Source organism: Staphylococcus sp. EG-SA-14, from assembly GCF_017151935.1.
GTDB lineage: Bacteria > Bacillota > Bacilli > Staphylococcales > Staphylococcaceae > Staphylococcus > Staphylococcus aureus.
In genome coordinates this window covers 40,026-57,904 of the sequence record NZ_JACVZM010000004.1, presented here as the reverse complement: position 1 = coordinate 57,904, position 17,879 = coordinate 40,026, and the positions used below count along the sequence as shown (strand labels likewise).

Genomic DNA, 17,879 nt, shown 5'->3' with positions numbered 1-17,879 from the left:
GATGAGGATAGCGATTCTTGGCGCTACTAACATTAAGCATATGTCATTATTATCACATTATTTAAACCACATTGATTTGAATATCAATGAGGTGGACATTATATACACTGACAAATATGATATCGAAGAACATATCCAAGGCATCAATAATTACTATAAATATAAAGTAGATATTAAAGAAGATTGGACATTTATCAAAAAAGCTATTGCTTACTATCGATTTAGGCCATACGCTATGAAAATTCTTAAAGAAAATCGTTATGATTTTGTCATAGTATGGGGAAGTTATACAGGACACTTATTTAAAAGTTTTTTAGAAAAACACTATAAAAATAAATTCATTTTAAATATAAGGGACTACTTTTTTGAAAATAATAAACTTATTAAGTATAGAATGAAAAAAATCGTTGATGCTAGCAGGGTGACAACATTATCTTCAGAAGGTTTTCTTAAATTTTTACCTAAATCTGAAAAATATAGAATTATTTATAGTTATAACATGAGTATTATTAGAGAAAGTAATGTAACCGATGGGTTTAAAAAAAGATGGCCAATTAATATAGGTTTTATTGGTAATGTTAGATTTAATGAGATAAATCAAAAATTGATAAAGGAACTGGCAAATGATTCAAGGTTCCATATGCAATATTTTGGAACAGGGTCGGAAAAATTAGAAGTCTTTGCTCGAGAAAATTTTATTAATAATATTACATTTTCTGGCGGCTTTGACTTGAAAGAAACACCGAAATATTTAAATGAAATTGATATACTTAATAATTTGTTTGGTAATCAAAATATTGCTTTAGATACTGCTTTATCCATAAGAATGTATTATGCGTTGTTTTTAAACAAACCTATTATTACAACAGACGATACATTCACCGCTACAGAAGCTAATAAATTCGGACTGGGTTTTAGTATTAATCCAGAAAATTTAAAAGGTATTGGTGATGAATTGATGGATTGGTATAACAATTTGGATGTAATGGACATTAATCATAAAAGAGAAGCTTATAGAAACGATGTAATTGAAAATAATAAACAGTTCTATCAAGAGATAGGCAGGATATTTAATGAATAAGATATATAATGTCACTTCATATGTTATTGCCATTTTAATGTTTCCTTGCCTTATGTTAGGTGATAAACCTTTATTATTTTTAGCACCTATAAGTTATGGAGTAGGAAAGCTCTTTATAAGCTTCTCGAATAATCCGAATTTTAAATTTTCGAAAATTGTATACGATGTTTTAGGTTTTCTTAGATTAGTATTTATACCTGCTATGATAGTGTTTTTCCAGGATTCAACTATAGATAATTTACCATTAGGACAAGCTTATTTTAATCAAGCGGTTATTTATATGAGTGTGGAGTTTATCATAGGCTCGCTATTTATATTGATACTATCTAAATTATTCAAACATGAAGTGGTATCAAGAAATAGCTTTACACTTTCTGGATCATCAATTTATTACATTGTGTTTGGTCTTGTTATTTGTGGGATTTTTGTAGCTTTTCCCGAAGTGCGCAAAAACATATCATTTTTAATTATTAAAACAGATGCAATGGGAAGAGGAACCGAAGCAACAAGTGGTTTAAATGTTCTTTTTGTAATGCTATTTCAACTTACCTTAGCGTTATTATTCTTAATAATCGCATATGCTTCATATAAAAAGTATAAAGAGAATCCTAAAATTATTTATGTGGTATTGCCGCTAGCTATAGGAATTTTAAATATTAGTTTAATTGTTGGTGAAAGAAGAAGTTATCAACTTTATACAATGGTTGCTGTTTTAACAGTGGTGTCAATCTTGTTTTCTAAGCATAAAAGACGTATCAATATCATTATTATATTTGTAGGTATTTTCGTATTAGCATTGATGACACTATATAAAGAATTGTATGTGTTTAATTATAGTTCATATAGCGAGGCGTTAAATAGTACAAGTGTAAGTAATCTTAAAATAGTTGACACGTTGCAGTCATATTTTTATGGACCTAGCAATATTGCAGCTTCTATAGACTATTTGAATTACTATAATGGTTCGTTCAAACAATATTTATTTGATAATACCAGAGCTGTTTTTGGGTTTAATTTCTTTTTAGATAAAAAGCAGTTGATTACTAGCCAACTTTTTAACCAATTGATATATGGTAGTAAACAATTGACTGGTCATCTAATTTCGAGTGCTGGATATGGAATTATTTATTTTGGACCCTTATTCTTCTATTTGAATTTAATTGCAAATATCTTTTTTGCATTTCTGAGTGAGTATATTATTCGGAAGAGTCATTCGTTAGAAGTGATATTTATTGGTACATATATTTATATGAGACTTATTACGAGTATTTTTAGTCACCCGACACCATTAATCACATTGATTTCTATGATTTTAGTTGTATATGTTATAGCTATTATCCCGGGCATTATAATAAAAAAATTTACTAAAAAAGTAGGGATAGAATGATTGTAAAAACATTTATGAAATCGAAAATATTTAGATTAATGAATACACCACTATTATTATTTTATAAGAAAGAATATTTAACTGGATATTATTTTGAAAATAAAGTGGCTGGATGGTTATGGGCGTGGAAAGCTGTTCCGTTCAAGTTGTTAGGAATAAATACAAGTTTGCCATTTCCTGCAGATATAACTGTTAGAATGCATAACCCTAATAACATTGTTTTTGATAAAAATGATATTCATATTTTTCAATCGCCCGGGACGTATTTTAATAATTTTTCAGCAGTTATATATATAGGTAGAGGTGTTTATATAGCGCCTAACGTAGGTATTATTACAGCTAATCATAATATTAAAAATTTGAAGTCACATGCACCAGGTGAAGATGTCAAAATAGGGAATTATAGTTGGATTGGAATGAACTCAGTTATATTACCAGGAGTAGAATTGGGGGAACATACAATTGTAGGGGCTGGGTCGGTTGTAACAAAAAGTTTTCCAGAAGGTAACGTTGTTATAGGTGGCAATCCAGCGAAAATCATCAAGAAAATCTGAGGTTAATTATGAGATTAAATAAATTTATTGGCGATTCGTTTTTAATGATTTTAAGCAGTGGCATCGCTCAAGTCATATTAATCATCACTACCCCAATTATTACAAGACTATATTCACCTACAGAGTTTGGTGAGTTTACAATTTTTTCAAATATCGCAATGATTTTAATACCAATAATAAATGCAAGATACGATTTGTTGATTGTGAATACCAAAAATGACCGTAGTGCTAATATACTTTCACAAATCAGTTTTTTGATATCATTGCTTATTTTATTAATACTGATACCAATATTTGCGATTAGTGCATGTTTATACCCAAACTTTATATTAGATTTTATTTTCATTATTATTATGTTGTTTTTGGTAAGTTTAACAAACATTTTTACAAATTATCTAAATAAGGAAAGAAAGTATAAAGTGTTAAGTTTGATTAATGTGTTTAGAGCTGGATCAATGGCTTTACTTCAAATCATTTTCGGACTTTTAGCATTAGGAAGTTTAGGATTAATTATTGGTTTTTCATTATCCTATATCGCAGGCATTACACTAGGGTATAAAACGTTTAAAAAGCACTTTAATATTGTGAGAGATAAAGAAGAAACTAAAGCATTATTTTTAGAAAATAAAAATCAGTTAGTTTATTCAACACCATCAATATTATTAAATAGTTTGTCTTTCTCGGTTGTTGTGTTCTTTATAGGTATTTTGTATACCAATACAGAAGTGGGTATTTATGGTATGGCCATAAGAGTACTAGGCATACCAGTGACAATTATTTCATTAGGGTTATCAAAAATATTTATGCAACAAGCCAATGACTATTATATTGAACATGGTAACTTCCGAAATTTATTACTTAAATTTAGTTCCATACTGGTTATAGTTTCTATAATTCTTTATGTGCCACTTTATTTGTTCAGTGAAGAATTAGTCAATATATTATTAGGACATAGCTGGGTTGACGCAATTACAGTTATAAAAATTGTTATCCCATTATTTGTTATAAGGCTGATTGTATCAACGGTATCACTTTCTGTGATTGTATTACAAAAACAACAGTTAGAATTAATACTACAAGCGTTATTTTTAATAGGTACTACTGCAACATTTGTTATATCAAAAATGCTTAATTTAACTTTTTTAAACTTTGTATCTATTAATACAATTGTTTTAATCGTATCGTACATGATATTTTTCATAGCACTCTATTATTTTGCTAAAAATAAACAGTTCAAAAATTCTTAGTCTAAATTCATTAATAAAAAGGACGTCGATTAGATGAGTGAAAAAAAGATTTTGATTTTATGTCAGTATTTTTATCCGGAATATGTATCTTCTGCGACGTTACCAACTCAATTGGCGGAAGATTTAATTGCGAATCACATTAATGTCGATGTCATGTGTGGATGGCCATATGAATATAGTAATCATAAACAGGTTTCTAAAACCGAGATGCATCGTGGTATTCGCATTCGACGTCTCAAGTATTCGAGGTTTAATAACAAAAGTAAGGTTGGAAGGATCATCAATTTCTTTAGTTTATTTTCAAAATTCGTGATTAATATACCTAAAATGTTGAAATATGATCAGATTCTTGTTTACTCTAATCCACCAATCTTGCCATTAATACCAGACGTTTTACACAGACTGCTTAAGAAAAAATATTCTTTTGTGGTGTATGATATAGCACCTGATAATGCGATTAAGACAGGTGCAACTCGTCCAGGTAGCATGATTGATAAGCTGATGCGTTACATTAATAGACATGTCTACAAGAATGCTGAAAATGTCATTGTCCTTGGTACGGAAATGAAAAACTACTTACTAAATCATCAAATTTCTAAAAATGCTGACAATATCCATGTGATTCCTAACTGGTATGACATGCGTCAATTACAAGACAATCGTATCTATAATGACACATTTAAAGCTTACCGTGAGCAATACGACAAAATTTTATTGTATAGCGGTAATATGGGGCAGTTACAGGATATGGAGACACTTATCTCATTTTTAAAATTAAATAAGGATCAGCCTCAAACGTTAACAATACTTTGTGGTCATGGTAAGAAATTTGCAGATGTCAAAACGGCAATAGAAGACCATCGTATTGAAAATGTTAAAATGTTTGAGTTTTTAACAGGTACAGACTATGCTGACGTATTAAAAATTGCGGATGTATGTATTGCATCGCTGATTAAAGAAGGCGTCGGTTTAGGCGTGCCGAGCAAGAATTATGGCTATCTTGCAGCTAAGAAAGCGTTGGTACTCATCATGGATAAGCAATCTGATATCGTTCAACATGTTGAACAATATGATGCGGGTATCCAAATTGATAATGGCGATGCACATGCCATTTATAACTTCATCAACACTCACTCGAGTAAGGAATTGCACGAGATGGGTGAGCGCGCACATCAACTGTTTAAAGATAAATATACGAGAGAAATTAATACTATGAAGTATTACAGTCTGTTGAAGTGAGGAGATAATTATGAAGCGATTATTCGATGTAGTGAGTTCAATATATGGTTTAGTAGTTTTAAGTCCGATTCTGTTAATTACAGCATTACTAATTAAAATGGAATCACCTGGACCAGCCATTTTCAAACAAAAAAGACCGACGATTAATAATGAATTGTTTAATATTTATAAGTTTAGATCAATGAAAATAGACACACCTAATGTTGCAACTGATTTAATGGATTCAACATCGTATATAACAAAGACAGGGAAGGTCATTCGTAAGACCTCTATTGATGAATTGCCACAATTATTGAATGTTTTAAAAGGAGAAATGTCAATTGTAGGTCCTAGACCAGCGCTTTATAATCAATACGAATTAATCGAAAAACGTACAAAAGCGAACGTGCATACGATTAGACCAGGTGTGACAGGACTAGCTCAAGTGATGGGGAGAGATGATATTACTGATGATCAAAAAGTAGCGTATGATCATTATTACTTAACACATCAATCTATGATGCTTGATATGTATATCATATATAAAACAATTAAAAATATCGTTACTTCAGAAGGTGTGCATCACTAATGAGAAAAAATATTTTAATTACAGGCGTACATGGATATATCGGTAATGCTTTAAAAGATAAGCTTATTGAACAAGGACATCAAGTAGATCAAATTAATGTTAGGAATCAATTATGGAAGTCGACCTCGTTCAAAGATTATGATGTTTTAATTCATACAGCAGCTTTGGTTCACAACAATTCACCTCAAGCAAGGCTATCTGATTATATGCAAGTGAATATGTTGCTGACGAAACAATTGGCACAAAAGGCTAAAGCTGAAGACGTTAAACAATTTATTTTTATGAGTACTATGGCAGTTTATGGAAAAGAAGGTCAGGTTGGTAAATCAGATCAAATTGATACACAAACACCAATGAACCCTACGACCAACTATGGTATTTCCAAAAAGTTCGCTGAACAAGCCTTACAAGAGTTGATTAGTGATTCGTTTAAAGTAGCAATTGTGAGACCACCAATGATTTATGGTGCACATTGCCCAGGAAATTTCCAACGGTTAATGCAATTGTCAAAGCGACTGCCAATCATTCCCAATATTAACAATCAGCGCAGTGCATTATATATTAAACATCTGACAGCATTTATTGATCAATTAATATCATTAGAAGTGACAGGCGTGTATCATCCTCAAGATAGTTTTTACTTTGATACATCGTCAGTAATGTATGAAATACGTCGCCAATCACATCGTAAAACGGTATTGATCAACATGCCTTCAGTGTTAAATAAGTATTTTAATAAGTTGTCGGTCTTTAGAAAATTATTCGGCAATTTAATATACAGCAATACGTTATATGAAAATAATAATGCACTTGAAGTTATTCCTGGAAAAATGTCACTTGTTATTGCGGACATCATGGATGAAACGACAACCAAAGATAAGGCATAAGTCATCTATTAAATAAAATCAACATACAAATCGTTTTATTTGGAGGTTATAGTATGAAGTTAACAGTAGTTGGCTTAGGTTATATTGGTTTACCAACATCAATTATGTTTGCAAAACATGGCGTCGATGTGCTTGGTGTTGATATTAATCAGCAAACGATTGATAAGTTACAAAGTGGTCAAATTAGTATTGAAGAACCTGGATTACAAGAGGTTTATGAAGAGGTACTGTCATCGGGAAAATTGAAGGTATCTACAACGCCAGATGCATCTGATGTTTTTATCATTGCCGTTCCGACGCCGAATAATGATGATCAGTACCGGTCATGTGACATTTCGCTAGTTATGCGTGCATTAGATAGTATTTTATCATTTTTAGAAAAAGGAAATACCATTATTGTAGAGTCGACAATTGCGCCTAAAACGATGGATGATTTTGTAAAACCAGTCATTGAAAATTTAGGGTTTACAATAGGTGAAGATATTTATTTAGTGCATTGTCCAGAACGTGTACTGCCAGGAAAAATTTTAGAAGAATTAGTTCATAACAATCGTATCATTGGCGGTGTGACTGAAGCTTGTATTGAAGCGGGTAAACGTGTCTATCGCACATTCGTTCAGGGAGAAATGATTGAAACAGATGCACGTACTGCTGAAATGAGTAAGCTAATGGAAAACACATATAGAGACGTGAACATTGCTTTAGCTAATGAATTAACAAAAATTTGCAATAACTTAAATATTAATGTATTAGATGTGATTGAAATGGCAAACAAACATCCGCGTGTTAACATCCATCAGCCTGGTCCAGGTGTAGGCGGTCATTGTTTAGCTGTTGATCCGTACTTTATTATTGCTAAAGACCCTGAAAATGCAAAGTTAATTCAAACTGGACGTGAAATTAATAATTCAATGCCGGCCTATGTTGTTGATACAACGAAGCAAATCATCAAAGTGTTGAGCGGGAATAAAGTCACAGTATTTGGTTTAACTTATAAAGGTGATGTTGATGATATAAGAGAATCACCAGCATTTGATATTTATGAGCTATTAAATCAAGAACCAGACATAGAAGTATGTGCTTATGATCCACATGTTGAATTAGATTTTGTGGAACATGATATGTCACATGCTGTCAAAGACGCATCGCTAGTATTGATTTTAAGTGACCACTCAGAATTTAAAAATTTATCGGACAGTCATTTTGATAAAATGAAGCATAAAGTGATTTTTGATACAAAAAATGTTGTGAAATCATCATTTGAAGATGTATCGTATTATAATTATGGCAATATATTTAATTTTATCGACAAATAAAATGTGTCAAACTAGGGCATACATGATTAAGGAAAGATAAGCTGTCATGTGTTTGAACTTCAGAGAGGATAATGTTATGAAAAAAATTATGGTTATTTTCGGTACGAGACCCGAAGCAATAAAAATGGCACCATTAGTAAAAGAAATTGATCATAATGGGAACTTTGAAGCGAACATTGTGATTACAGCACAACATAGAGACATGTTAGATAGTGTGTTAAGTATATTTGATATTCAAGCTGATCATGATTTAAATATTATGCAAGATCAACAAACGTTAGCGGGCCTTACGGCTAATGCGCTTGCTAAACTTGATAGCATCATTAATGAGGAACAGCCGGATATGATTTTAGTACATGGTGATACTACAACGACTTTTGTAGGAAGTTTGGCAGCATTTTATCATCAAATTCCGGTCGGACATGTAGAAGCTGGACTTCGAACACATCAGAAATACTCACCATTTCCTGAAGAGTTAAATCGAGTCATGGTAAGTAATATTGCTGAATTGAATTTTGCGCCAACAGTAATTGCAGCTAAAAATTTACTTTTTGAAAACAAAGACAAAGAGCGTATCTTTATTACTGGAAATACAGTTATTGACGCATTGTCAACAACAGTTCAAAATGATTTTGTTTCAACGATTATTAATAAACATAAAGGCAAGAAAGTTATTTTACTAACAGCGCATCGTCGTGAAAATATTGGGGAACCGATGCATCAGATTTTTAAAGCAGTAAGAGATTTGGCAGATGAATATAAAGATGTTGTCTTCATTTATCCAATGCATCGTAATCCAAAGGTAAGAGCGATTGCCGAAAAATATTTATCTGGGAGAAATCGGATTGAATTAATTGAGCCATTAGATGCGATTGAGTTCCATAATTTTACAAATCAATCGTACCTCGTGCTGACAGATTCTGGTGGTATTCAAGAGGAGGCTCCTACATTTGGAAAACCTGTGTTGGTATTAAGGAATCATACAGAGCGTCCCGAAGGCGTTGAGGCGGGAACATCGAGAGTAATTGGCACAGATTATGACAATATTGTTCGAAATGTGAAACAATTGATTGAGGATGATGAAGCGTATCAACGTATGAGTCAAGCGAATAATCCATATGGTGATGGACAAGCATCACGACGTATTTGTGAAGCAATAGAATATTATTTTGGATTGCGCACAGACAAGCCGGATGAATTCGTACCTTTACGTCACAAATAATAAAAAACCCCTAATCATGAAGTTGGTTTAGACAACCAGCGGTGACTAGGGGTTTTTAATATATTTATTTTTGATAGTGGTAGCCAATATCATATTTGAATACTTTATTTGATAATATTGGACTTTGCTGTCCATCGTCATCACTTTTTAAACGTACATTTTTATGAGCTTCTTTAAATACATCGGAATTCAACCAATTATTAAAGCTATCTTCAGATTCCCAAATAGTTAAGATTTTAACTTCGTCTGTATCCTCGGTATTTAATGTTTTAGTGACAAACATTTGTTGGAAGCCTTCAATAGTTTCAATACCTTGTCTATTGTAAAAACGTTCAATCGTTTCTTCCGCACTGCCTTTTTGTAATTGTAATCTATTTTCTGCCATAAACATGGGCAATCACTCCTCTATTTTATTATTTGATTTGGGTAATGTTTTTACAAATGTAAAGAGTACAGCGGTTTGTATGATAACCATTATGATTAATCCTACACGGACTGCAAGAACATCCACCATATAAATTGAAAAACCTATTACAATGTATAAGCTAATTAAAATTTTAATTTTCTGTTGTAGCGTGTAGCCTCGATGTAAATAAAAGTTTTCTACATATTCTTTATAAATTTTTTGATTAATAAGCCAATTGTAAAAGCGATCTGAACTTCGAGCAAAACAAAAAACTGCTACGAGTAAAAAAGGGGTCGTTGGCAGTAAAGGTAATACGGCACCTGCAATACCAAGCGCTGTAAATATTAAGCCAATGACGATTAAAATAAGTCGCATTGAAAAAACTCCATTCTAGTACTAATGCGCATGTAATATTGTTTTAGTAATATAACTCATGCTAAATATAATGTGTATGATAAGTGCAATGACTCAGTAAAATGAAACGTTGTTGAATTATTCTTGTCCCATTAACGCATTTTAAGCGCGACTTTCATAACAACCAAACTATTTAATGAGAATTATTCTCAAGTATTATAGTTATATTATGTGTTTTATTTTTGAAAAGTGCAATATGTTTTCGAAAATAAGATTATTTTTATGTGCAAAAACGACGCAAAAGTTTTAAAAATGAGACTTCTGTGAGCTGATTATTTTATAAAATGTAAACGCTTACTATATAATGTGAATCATATCGTTTAAAAGCATTATTAAATATGATGCTAAGAGATTTATATTATAGCCAATAAACAAAGGAGAGATAATATGGCAGTAAACGTTCGAGATTATATTGCAGAGAATTATGGTTTATTTATCAATGGGGAATTTGTTAAAGGTAGCAGTGACGAAACAATCGAAGTGACTAATCCAGCAACTGGAGAAACACTATCACATATTACAAGAGCAAAAGATAAAGATGTCGATCATGCAGTCAAAGTGGCGCAAGAGGCATTTGAATCATGGTCATTAACTTCTAAATCAGAACGTGCACAAATGTTGCGTGATATTGGTGATAAATTAATGGCACAAAAAGATAAAATTGCAATGATTGAAACATTAAATAATGGTAAACCGATTCGTGAGACAACAGCAATTGATATTCCATTTGCTGCAAGACATTTCCATTATTTCGCAAGTGTTATTGAAACAGAAGAAGGTACAGTGAATGATATCGATAAAGACACAATGAGTATCGTACGACATGAGCCGATTGGCGTCGTAGGTGCTGTTGTTGCTTGGAACTTCCCAATGCTATTAGCTGCATGGAAGATTGCGCCAGCCATTGCTGCAGGTAATACAATTGTGATTCAACCTTCGTCTTCAACACCATTAAGTTTATTGGAAGTTGCTAAAATTTTCCAAGAGGTATTACCTAAAGGTGTTGTCAATATACTAACGGGTAAAGGTTCAGAATCAGGTAATGCAATTTTCAATCATGATGGTGTAGATAAATTATCATTTACGGGCTCAACTGATGTAGGTTATCAAGTTGCCGAAGCTGCAGCAAAACATCTAGTACCCGCTACATTAGAGCTTGGTGGTAAAAGCGCCAATATCATATTAGATGATGCTAATTTAGACCTTGCAGTTGAAGGTATTCAGTTAGGTATTTTATTCAACCAAGGTGAAGTATGTAGTGCAGGTTCTCGATTATTAGTTCATGAAAAAATTTATGATCAATTGGTGCCACGTTTACAAGAGGCATTTTCAAATATTAAAGTTGGAGACCCACAAGATGAAGCTACACAAATGGGTAGTCAAACTGGTAAGGATCAATTAGATAAAATTCAATCATATATTGATGCAGCAAAAGAATCAGATGCACAAATTTTAGCAGGCGGTCATCGCTTAACTGAAAATGGATTAGATAAAGGGTTCTTCTTTGAGCCGACATTAATTGCTGTGCCAGACAATCATCACAAATTAGCACAAGAAGAAATATTTGGACCAGTGTTAACAGTGATTAAAGTGAAGGACGATCAAGAAGCAATTGATATAGCTAATGATTCTGAGTATGGTTTAGCAGGCGGTGTATTTTCTCAAAATATCACACGTGCATTAAATATTGCTAAAGCTGTTCGTACAGGACGTATTTGGATTAACACTTACAACCAAGTACCAGAAGGCGCACCATTTGGTGGTTATAAAAAATCAGGAATCGGTCGAGAAACTTATAAAGGTGCGTTAAGTAACTATCAACAAGTTAAAAATATTTATATTGATACAAGCAATGCTTTAAAAGGTTTGTACTAGAATAAATATCGTTTCTGAAGCGTGTTTGTAGGCAGTCTAGCGGTAAGTCTTAGCATGTTTACGGCGTTGTTTAGATTTTAAGCGAAACAAAATATTTAGGAACATGCATCATGATATTAGGATATAATGACTAAAATAATAGCAGTAGGGTGGTTTTTAATTGCAAATCATCTTACTGCTTTTTTTAATTATGCTAATTTGCGATGCGGCTATTATAAGGACAGAGTTGTTTATTAATTATGGTGATTTAGAAATATGAAGTTCAATATGCAAAGTCATCGTTTGTTTTAATATGTGGAACAATCATTAAAGTTATTGTGATTTTTTGAACTTAATGAAACTAAACAATAAATTTGAGATACTTTTTTGTCATTTTTATGTAACTAACACAATAATCTCGTACATTATTAAAATTTTCTATATGATAGGGATAAAGTAAAGAGCGAGTGTGCTGTAAAAGTTTTTCCAAGGTGATATTACATAAAGGTATAAAGGGTAAAGATTAATGAGTTGTCATGTGAAGAACGATGGTGTATAAATTATGGTTAATTACGGAAGCATTAATATTAATCTGAGAAGCTATAAAGAATTATTTTTAAAAGCGACAATATTAAATACGACGCATTTATTTAGGAGTGGCAAACGTATGAATGGGAAAAAGGCGAATACGATAAACAGATACAAATATTTTCATCATGTCAATCATCAAAAAATTCAACAAAGTTCTAAAAAGACGCTGTGGGCATCACTAATCATCACATTGTTATTTACAGTGATTGAATTTGTCGGAGGTTTAGTATCTAATTCATTGGCATTACTGTCAGATTCATTTCATATGCTTAGTGATGTATTAGCACTTGGTTTATCTATGTTGGCCATTTATTTTGCAAGTAAAAAGCCGACTGCACGATACACATTTGGATATTTAAGATTTGAGATATTAGCTGCATTTTTAAATGGTTTAGCATTAATTGTAATTTCAATCTGGATTTTATATGAAGCTATTGTACGTATTATTTATCCGCAACCAATTGAAAGTGGCATTATGTTTATGATTGCTAGTATTGGTTTACTCGTTAATATTATTTTGACAATTATCCTTGTAAGGTCTTTAAAACAAGAAGACAATATCAATATTCAAAGTGCATTATGGCATTTCATGGGAGACTTATTGAACTCTATTGGTGTCATCGTTGCAGTTGTATTGATTTACTTTACAGGATGGCGCATCATCGACCCAATCATTAGTATTGTAATTTCACTCATCATTTTACGTGGTGGTTATAAAATTACGCGTAATGCGTGGTTAATTTTAATGGAAAGTGTGCCTCAACATTTGGATACTGATCAAATTATGGCAGATATTAAAAACATAGATGGCATATTAGATGTACATGAATTTCATTTGTGGAGTATTACAACAGAGCATTATTCATTAAGTGCCCATGTTGTGTTAGATAAAAAATATGAGGGTGATGATTATCAAGCGATTGATCAAGTATCATCATTGTTGAAAGAAAAATATGGCATTGCACATTCAACGTTGCAAATTGAAAACTTGCAATTGAATCCATTAGATGAGCCATACTTCGACAAATTAACATAAATAAAACATTGTACAGGCTGGGACATAAATCAATGTTCTATGCTCTACGAAGTTATATTGGCAGTAGTTGACTGAACGAAAATGCGCTTGTAACAAGCTTTTTTCAATTCTAGTCAGGGGCCCCAACACAGAGAATTTCGAAAAGAAATTCTACAGGCAATGCAAGTTGGGGATGGGCCCCAACAAAGAGGAATTGGATTCCCAATTTCTACAGACAATGCAAGTTGGCGGGGCCCCAACATAGAAGCTGGCGGAAAGTCAGCTTACAATAATGTGCAAGTTGGGGTGGGACAACGAAATAAATTTTGCGAAAATATCATTTCTGTCCCACTCCCACGTTTGTTTTGGATTATGTTGCATCATTTAAATGATTTTCGTCAATTTCTTTGATGCTATCTACATCTAACACGACATCTTTAGGTTTCAAAATATGAATATGTTTTTCATCATTTGTATGTAAAATGCGTTCTATGATGTACCTTTGACCGGCCATTGTTTCTACAGCAATCTTTTTGTTTCTAGCTAAACTTGCTACGACAGATTCTTTATCCATAATGATAGCCCCCTATATATATGTTTATTTACTTATACCCTAACATGATTTTTATACTCTTTGAAAATATATTTTACAGAATTTTATCTAAATATTTAAAAAAAACGCTCAATATCCTTGTAATCCGATAAGAATTATAGTAATATTTTTTCAACCATTGTTATAGGAGGTCTTATTAATGACATTATTTTTATTAGAAGCTAACAATCTTGATTTTGCATCAACGAAAGAAGAACTAGAAGCAAAGGCAGCATCACTATCTACGAAGACAATTCCAACATTAATTGAAGTACAAGCTACTGAAAATTTAACTCATGGTTATTTTATTGTGGAAGCAAATGACGAAGCAGAAGCTAAACAATTTTTAACAGAAGCAGATATTAGTATTCAATTAGTCAAAGAAGTACGCTTAGTTGGTAAAGATTTAGATGAAGTTAAAAATGGTGATGCACATGTTGATTACCTTGTAACTTGGAACATTCCGGAAGGCATTACGATGGATCAATATTTAGCACGTAAAAAGAAAAATTCTGTTCATTATGAAGAAGTGCCAGAAGTTGAATTTAAACGCACATATGTATGTGAAGATATGTCTAAATGTATTTGTTTATACAACGCACCTGATGAAGAAGCGGTACGTCGCGCGCGCAAAGCAGTTGATACACCGATTGATGGCATCGAAAAACTTTAATAAGACAACAAGTTGATGAGATATATGTATATAGGTTTGGCGTGGATTTCGATTGCAGTTAATTAGAATAGCTCAATGCTATAAATGTAAGTAGTTGATATGAAGAAACTAATGAACTAAATGCAAGTATTGTCTAAAACAATCATTTTATTGAAATTTAGTAGAGCTGAAATTAATATAACGTCGTTAATTGAATAACGCTTATGTTATAAGAGCACTCATACCAAACCATAATCATCTATAGATATAACAATTCACGATATAAGGGCTGTGTTTGGCATAGCCCTTTAGATATACACTTAATTCCTATTAAAATAGTAGGGATTAAAAGGGGGCTTGTCATGATTAAAATTCAACAATTACAACATCACTTTGGATCACATAAAGTAATTCATAACTTTAATTTGGACATTAGTAAGGGAGAAATAGTCACTTTCATAGGGAAAAGTGGTTGCGGGAAGTCTACTTTACTCAATATCATCGGTGGATTTATTCATCCATCATCTGGTCGTGTCATTATTGATAACGAAATTAAACAACAGCCGTCTCCAGATTGTTTAATGCTATTTCAACATCATAATCTGCTGCCATGGAAAACGATTAATGACAACATTAGGATTGGATTCCAACAGAAAATTAGTGATGAAGAGATTAACGCACAGCTTAAATTAGTTGATTTAGAAGGCAGGGGAAAGCATTTTCCCGAGCAACTGTCCGGGGGTATGAAACAACGTGTGGCACTATGTCGAGCGCATGTGCATAAGCCTAACGTTATATTGATGGATGAGCCATTAGGTGCATTAGATGCATTTACACGTTATAAACTTCAGGATCAACTAGTGCAACTAAAACATAAAACGCAATCAACTATTATTTTAGTGACGCATGACATTGATGAAGCTATTTATCTTTCCGACCGCATTGTTCTGTTAGGTGAAGGGTGCAATATTATTTCTCAATATGAAATTACAGCATCACATCCACGCAGTCGTAATGATAGCCACCTACTTAAGATTCGTAATGAAATTATGGAAACATTTGCATTGAATCATCATCAAGTTGAACCTGAATATTATTTATAAGGAGTGAGTGACGATGAAAAGGTTAAGCATAATCGTCATCATTGGAATCTTTATAATTACAGGATGTGATTGGCAAAGGACGTCTAAAGAACCGTCTAAAAATGCCCAAAATCAGCAAGTGATTAAAATTGGATATTTGCCGATTACACATTCAGCTAATTTGATGATGACTAAAAAATTATTATCACAATACAATCATCCGAAATATAAACTAGAATTAGTTAAATTCAATAATTGGCCAGATTTAATGGACGCATTAAACAGTGGTCGTATTGATGGTGCATCAACTTTAATAGAGCTGGCGATGAAATCAAAACAGAAGGGCTCAAATATAAAGGCTGTGGCATTGGGCCATCATGAAGGCAATGTCATTATGGGACAAAAAGGTATGCACTTAAATGAATTTAATAATAATGGCGATGATTACCATTTTGGTATACCACATCGTTATTCAACACATTATCTTTTACTTGAGGAATTACGTAAACAATTAAAGATTAAACCGGGGCATTTTAGCTATCATGAAATGTCGCCAGCAGAAATGCCAGCCGCATTGAGTGAACACAGAATTACAGGGTATTCTGTAGCCGAACCATTCGGTGCACTGGGTGAAAAGTTAGGCAAAGGTAAGACTTTGAAACATGGTGATGACGTTATATCTGATGCGTATTGCTGTGTGCTAGTACTGAGAGGGGAATTGCTTGATCAACACAAGGATGTAGCGCAAGCATTTGTACAAGATTATAAAAAGTCTGGCTTTAAAATGAATGATCGCAAGCAAAGTGTAGACATTATGACGCATCATTTTAAACAAAGTCGTGACGTTTTAACACAGTCAGCGGCATGGACATCCTATGGTGATTTAACAATTAAGCCATCCGGCTATCAAGAAATTACGACATTGGTAAAACAACATCATTTGTTTAATCCACCTGCATATGATGACTTTGTTGAACCGTCATTGTATAAGGAGGCATCGCGTTCATGACACGTCCCACAAATAACAAATTTATATTACCTATTATCACATTTATTATTTTCTTAGGCATTTGGGAAATGGTCATTATTATTGGGCATTACCAACCTGTATTGTTACCTGGTCCTGCTCTTGTAGGAAAAAGTATATGGACTTTCATTGTTACTGGAGAAATTTTCCAACATTTAGCAATTAGTTTATGGAGATTTGTAGCGGGCTTTGTTGTCGCATTGTTGGTTGCTATTCCATTGGGCTTCTTGCTTGGAAGGAATCGTTGGCTATACAACGCTATCGAACCGCTATTTCAATTGATTAGGCCGATATCTCCGATAGCATGGGCACCATTTGTTGTTCTATGGTTTGGTATTGGTAGTTTGCCAGCGATTGCGATTATTTTTATCGCCGCTTTTTTCCCAATTGTATTCAATACTATTAAAGGCGTTAGAGACATTGAACCTCAATATTTAAAAATAGCGACAAATTTAAATTTAACTGGGTGGTCATTGTATCGCAATATATTATTTCCCGGGGCATTTAAACAAATCATGGCTGGGATACATATGGCGGTAGGAACAAGTTGGATATTTTTAGTTTCTGGTGAAATGATTGGTGCACAATCGGGATTAGGTTTTTTAATCGTTGATGCACGAAATATGTTGAACTTAGAAGATGTTTTAGCAGCAATATTCTTTATCGGATTATTTGGTTTTATTATTGATCGATTCATTAGTTATATTGAGCAGTTTATACTTAGAAGATTTGGTGAATAAGGAGA

Annotated in this window: 19 protein-coding genes; 16 read left to right on the top strand and 3 right to left on the bottom strand. The window is 32.7% G+C overall.

Going from position 1 to position 17,879, the window contains the following annotated elements; genetic code table 11:
* The first annotated feature begins 1 nt into the window (after window position 1).
* The 9 genes from cap8H (at window position 2) to cap8P (ending at window position 9,501) form a co-directional block, all read left to right on the top strand.
* Window positions 2-1,081 (top strand): type 8 capsular polysaccharide synthesis protein Cap8H, encoded by a 1,080-nt coding sequence (gene cap8H, locus IDG63_RS04410; protein WP_001216935.1) that lies wholly within the window; start codon window positions 2-4, stop codon window positions 1,079-1,081.
* A complete protein-coding gene (gene cap8I, locus IDG63_RS04405) occupies window positions 1,074-2,468 on the top strand; it encodes a type 8 capsular polysaccharide synthesis protein Cap8I (protein WP_001034056.1) in 1,395 nt (464 codons plus the stop codon). Before cap8H ends, cap8I begins: the two co-directional genes overlap by 8 nt.
* Window positions 2,465-3,022 (top strand): type 8 capsular polysaccharide synthesis protein Cap8J, encoded by a 558-nt coding sequence (gene cap8J, locus IDG63_RS04400; protein WP_000636149.1) that lies wholly within the window; start codon window positions 2,465-2,467, stop codon window positions 3,020-3,022. The genes cap8I and cap8J overlap by 4 nt, the downstream gene beginning before the upstream one ends.
* A gap of 8 nt (window positions 3,023-3,030) precedes the next feature.
* Window positions 3,031-4,269 carry a type 8 capsular polysaccharide synthesis protein Cap8K gene (gene cap8K / locus IDG63_RS04395; protein ID WP_001238807.1) on the top strand — a complete coding sequence of 413 codons (1,239 nt, stop codon included), beginning with the start codon at window positions 3,031-3,033 and terminating at the stop codon, window positions 4,267-4,269.
* Between the two features lie 33 nt (window positions 4,270-4,302).
* Window positions 4,303-5,508 carry a type 8 capsular polysaccharide synthesis protein Cap8L gene (gene cap8L / locus IDG63_RS04390; protein WP_001291018.1) on the top strand — a complete coding sequence of 402 codons (1,206 nt, stop codon included), beginning with the start codon at window positions 4,303-4,305 and terminating at the stop codon, window positions 5,506-5,508.
* A 10-nt stretch (window positions 5,509-5,518) separates the two neighbouring features.
* Window positions 5,519-6,076, top strand: coding sequence for a type 8 capsular polysaccharide synthesis protein Cap8M (gene cap8M, locus IDG63_RS04385; protein WP_000825098.1), 558 nt, complete (start codon window positions 5,519-5,521; stop codon window positions 6,074-6,076).
* Window positions 6,076-6,963 carry a capsular polysaccharide type 5/8 biosynthesis epimerase CapN gene (gene capN, locus IDG63_RS04380; RefSeq protein WP_001230678.1) on the top strand — a complete coding sequence of 296 codons (888 nt, stop codon included), beginning with the start codon at window positions 6,076-6,078 and terminating at the stop codon, window positions 6,961-6,963. Before cap8M ends, capN begins: the two co-directional genes overlap by 1 nt.
* 53 nt (window positions 6,964-7,016) lie before the next feature.
* Window positions 7,017-8,279 carry a type 8 capsular polysaccharide synthesis protein Cap8O gene (gene cap8O, locus IDG63_RS04375; protein ID WP_000779497.1) on the top strand — a complete coding sequence of 421 codons (1,263 nt, stop codon included), beginning with the start codon at window positions 7,017-7,019 and terminating at the stop codon, window positions 8,277-8,279.
* Between the two features lie 76 nt (window positions 8,280-8,355).
* A complete protein-coding gene (gene cap8P / locus IDG63_RS04370; RefSeq protein ID WP_000723452.1) occupies window positions 8,356-9,501 on the top strand; it encodes a type 8 capsular polysaccharide synthesis protein Cap8P in 1,146 nt (381 codons plus the stop codon).
* Between the two features lie 64 nt (window positions 9,502-9,565).
* Here the strand turns inward: cap8P and isdI are convergent, their stop codons facing one another.
* On the bottom strand, window positions 9,566-9,892 hold the full coding sequence (gene isdI / locus IDG63_RS04365) for a staphylobilin-forming heme oxygenase IsdI (RefSeq protein WP_000480603.1): 327 nt from the start codon (window positions 9,890-9,892) through the stop codon (window positions 9,566-9,568).
* A gap of 6 nt (window positions 9,893-9,898) precedes the next feature.
* A complete protein-coding gene (locus IDG63_RS04360; protein ID WP_001237005.1) occupies window positions 9,899-10,282 on the bottom strand; it encodes a YbaN family protein in 384 nt (127 codons plus the stop codon).
* A gap of 426 nt (window positions 10,283-10,708) precedes the next feature.
* Between IDG63_RS04360 and IDG63_RS04355 the strand changes: the two genes are divergently transcribed.
* From IDG63_RS04355 to IDG63_RS04345, 3 genes are all read left to right on the top strand, one after another.
* Window positions 10,709-12,196, top strand: coding sequence for an aldehyde dehydrogenase family protein (locus tag IDG63_RS04355; protein ID WP_000290397.1), 1,488 nt, complete (start codon window positions 10,709-10,711; stop codon window positions 12,194-12,196).
* A 646-nt stretch (window positions 12,197-12,842) separates the two neighbouring features.
* Entirely contained in the window at window positions 12,843-13,802 is a 960-nt protein-coding gene (locus IDG63_RS04350) for a cation diffusion facilitator family transporter (RefSeq protein ID WP_001013481.1), read from the top strand.
* Window positions 13,803-13,961: 159 nt separating this feature from the next.
* Window positions 13,962-14,192 carry a hypothetical protein gene (locus IDG63_RS04345; RefSeq protein WP_001817591.1) on the top strand — a complete coding sequence of 77 codons (231 nt, stop codon included), beginning with the start codon at window positions 13,962-13,964 and terminating at the stop codon, window positions 14,190-14,192.
* On the opposite strand, the gene IDG63_RS04340 is transcribed toward IDG63_RS04345, so the two are convergent.
* Window positions 14,152-14,355 (bottom strand): hypothetical protein, encoded by a 204-nt coding sequence (locus tag IDG63_RS04340; RefSeq protein WP_000356963.1) that lies wholly within the window; start codon window positions 14,353-14,355, stop codon window positions 14,152-14,154. The genes IDG63_RS04345 and IDG63_RS04340 overlap by 41 nt on opposite strands.
* A gap of 178 nt (window positions 14,356-14,533) precedes the next feature.
* Between IDG63_RS04340 and IDG63_RS04335 the strand changes: the two genes are divergently transcribed.
* From IDG63_RS04335 to IDG63_RS04320, 4 genes are all read left to right on the top strand, one after another.
* Window positions 14,534-15,046 (top strand): DUF4242 domain-containing protein, encoded by a 513-nt coding sequence (locus tag IDG63_RS04335; RefSeq protein WP_000171919.1) that lies wholly within the window; start codon window positions 14,534-14,536, stop codon window positions 15,044-15,046.
* A 341-nt stretch (window positions 15,047-15,387) separates the two neighbouring features.
* On the top strand, window positions 15,388-16,128 hold the full coding sequence (locus IDG63_RS04330; RefSeq protein WP_000590844.1) for an ABC transporter ATP-binding protein: 741 nt from the start codon (window positions 15,388-15,390) through the stop codon (window positions 16,126-16,128).
* Window positions 16,129-16,141: 13 nt separating this feature from the next.
* On the top strand, window positions 16,142-17,116 hold the full coding sequence (locus IDG63_RS04325) for an ABC transporter substrate-binding protein (protein ID WP_000826672.1): 975 nt from the start codon (window positions 16,142-16,144) through the stop codon (window positions 17,114-17,116).
* Window positions 17,113-17,874 (top strand): ABC transporter permease, encoded by a 762-nt coding sequence (locus IDG63_RS04320; protein WP_000197962.1) that lies wholly within the window; start codon window positions 17,113-17,115, stop codon window positions 17,872-17,874. Before IDG63_RS04325 ends, IDG63_RS04320 begins: the two co-directional genes overlap by 4 nt.
* Window positions 17,875-17,879 lie beyond the last annotated feature (5 nt).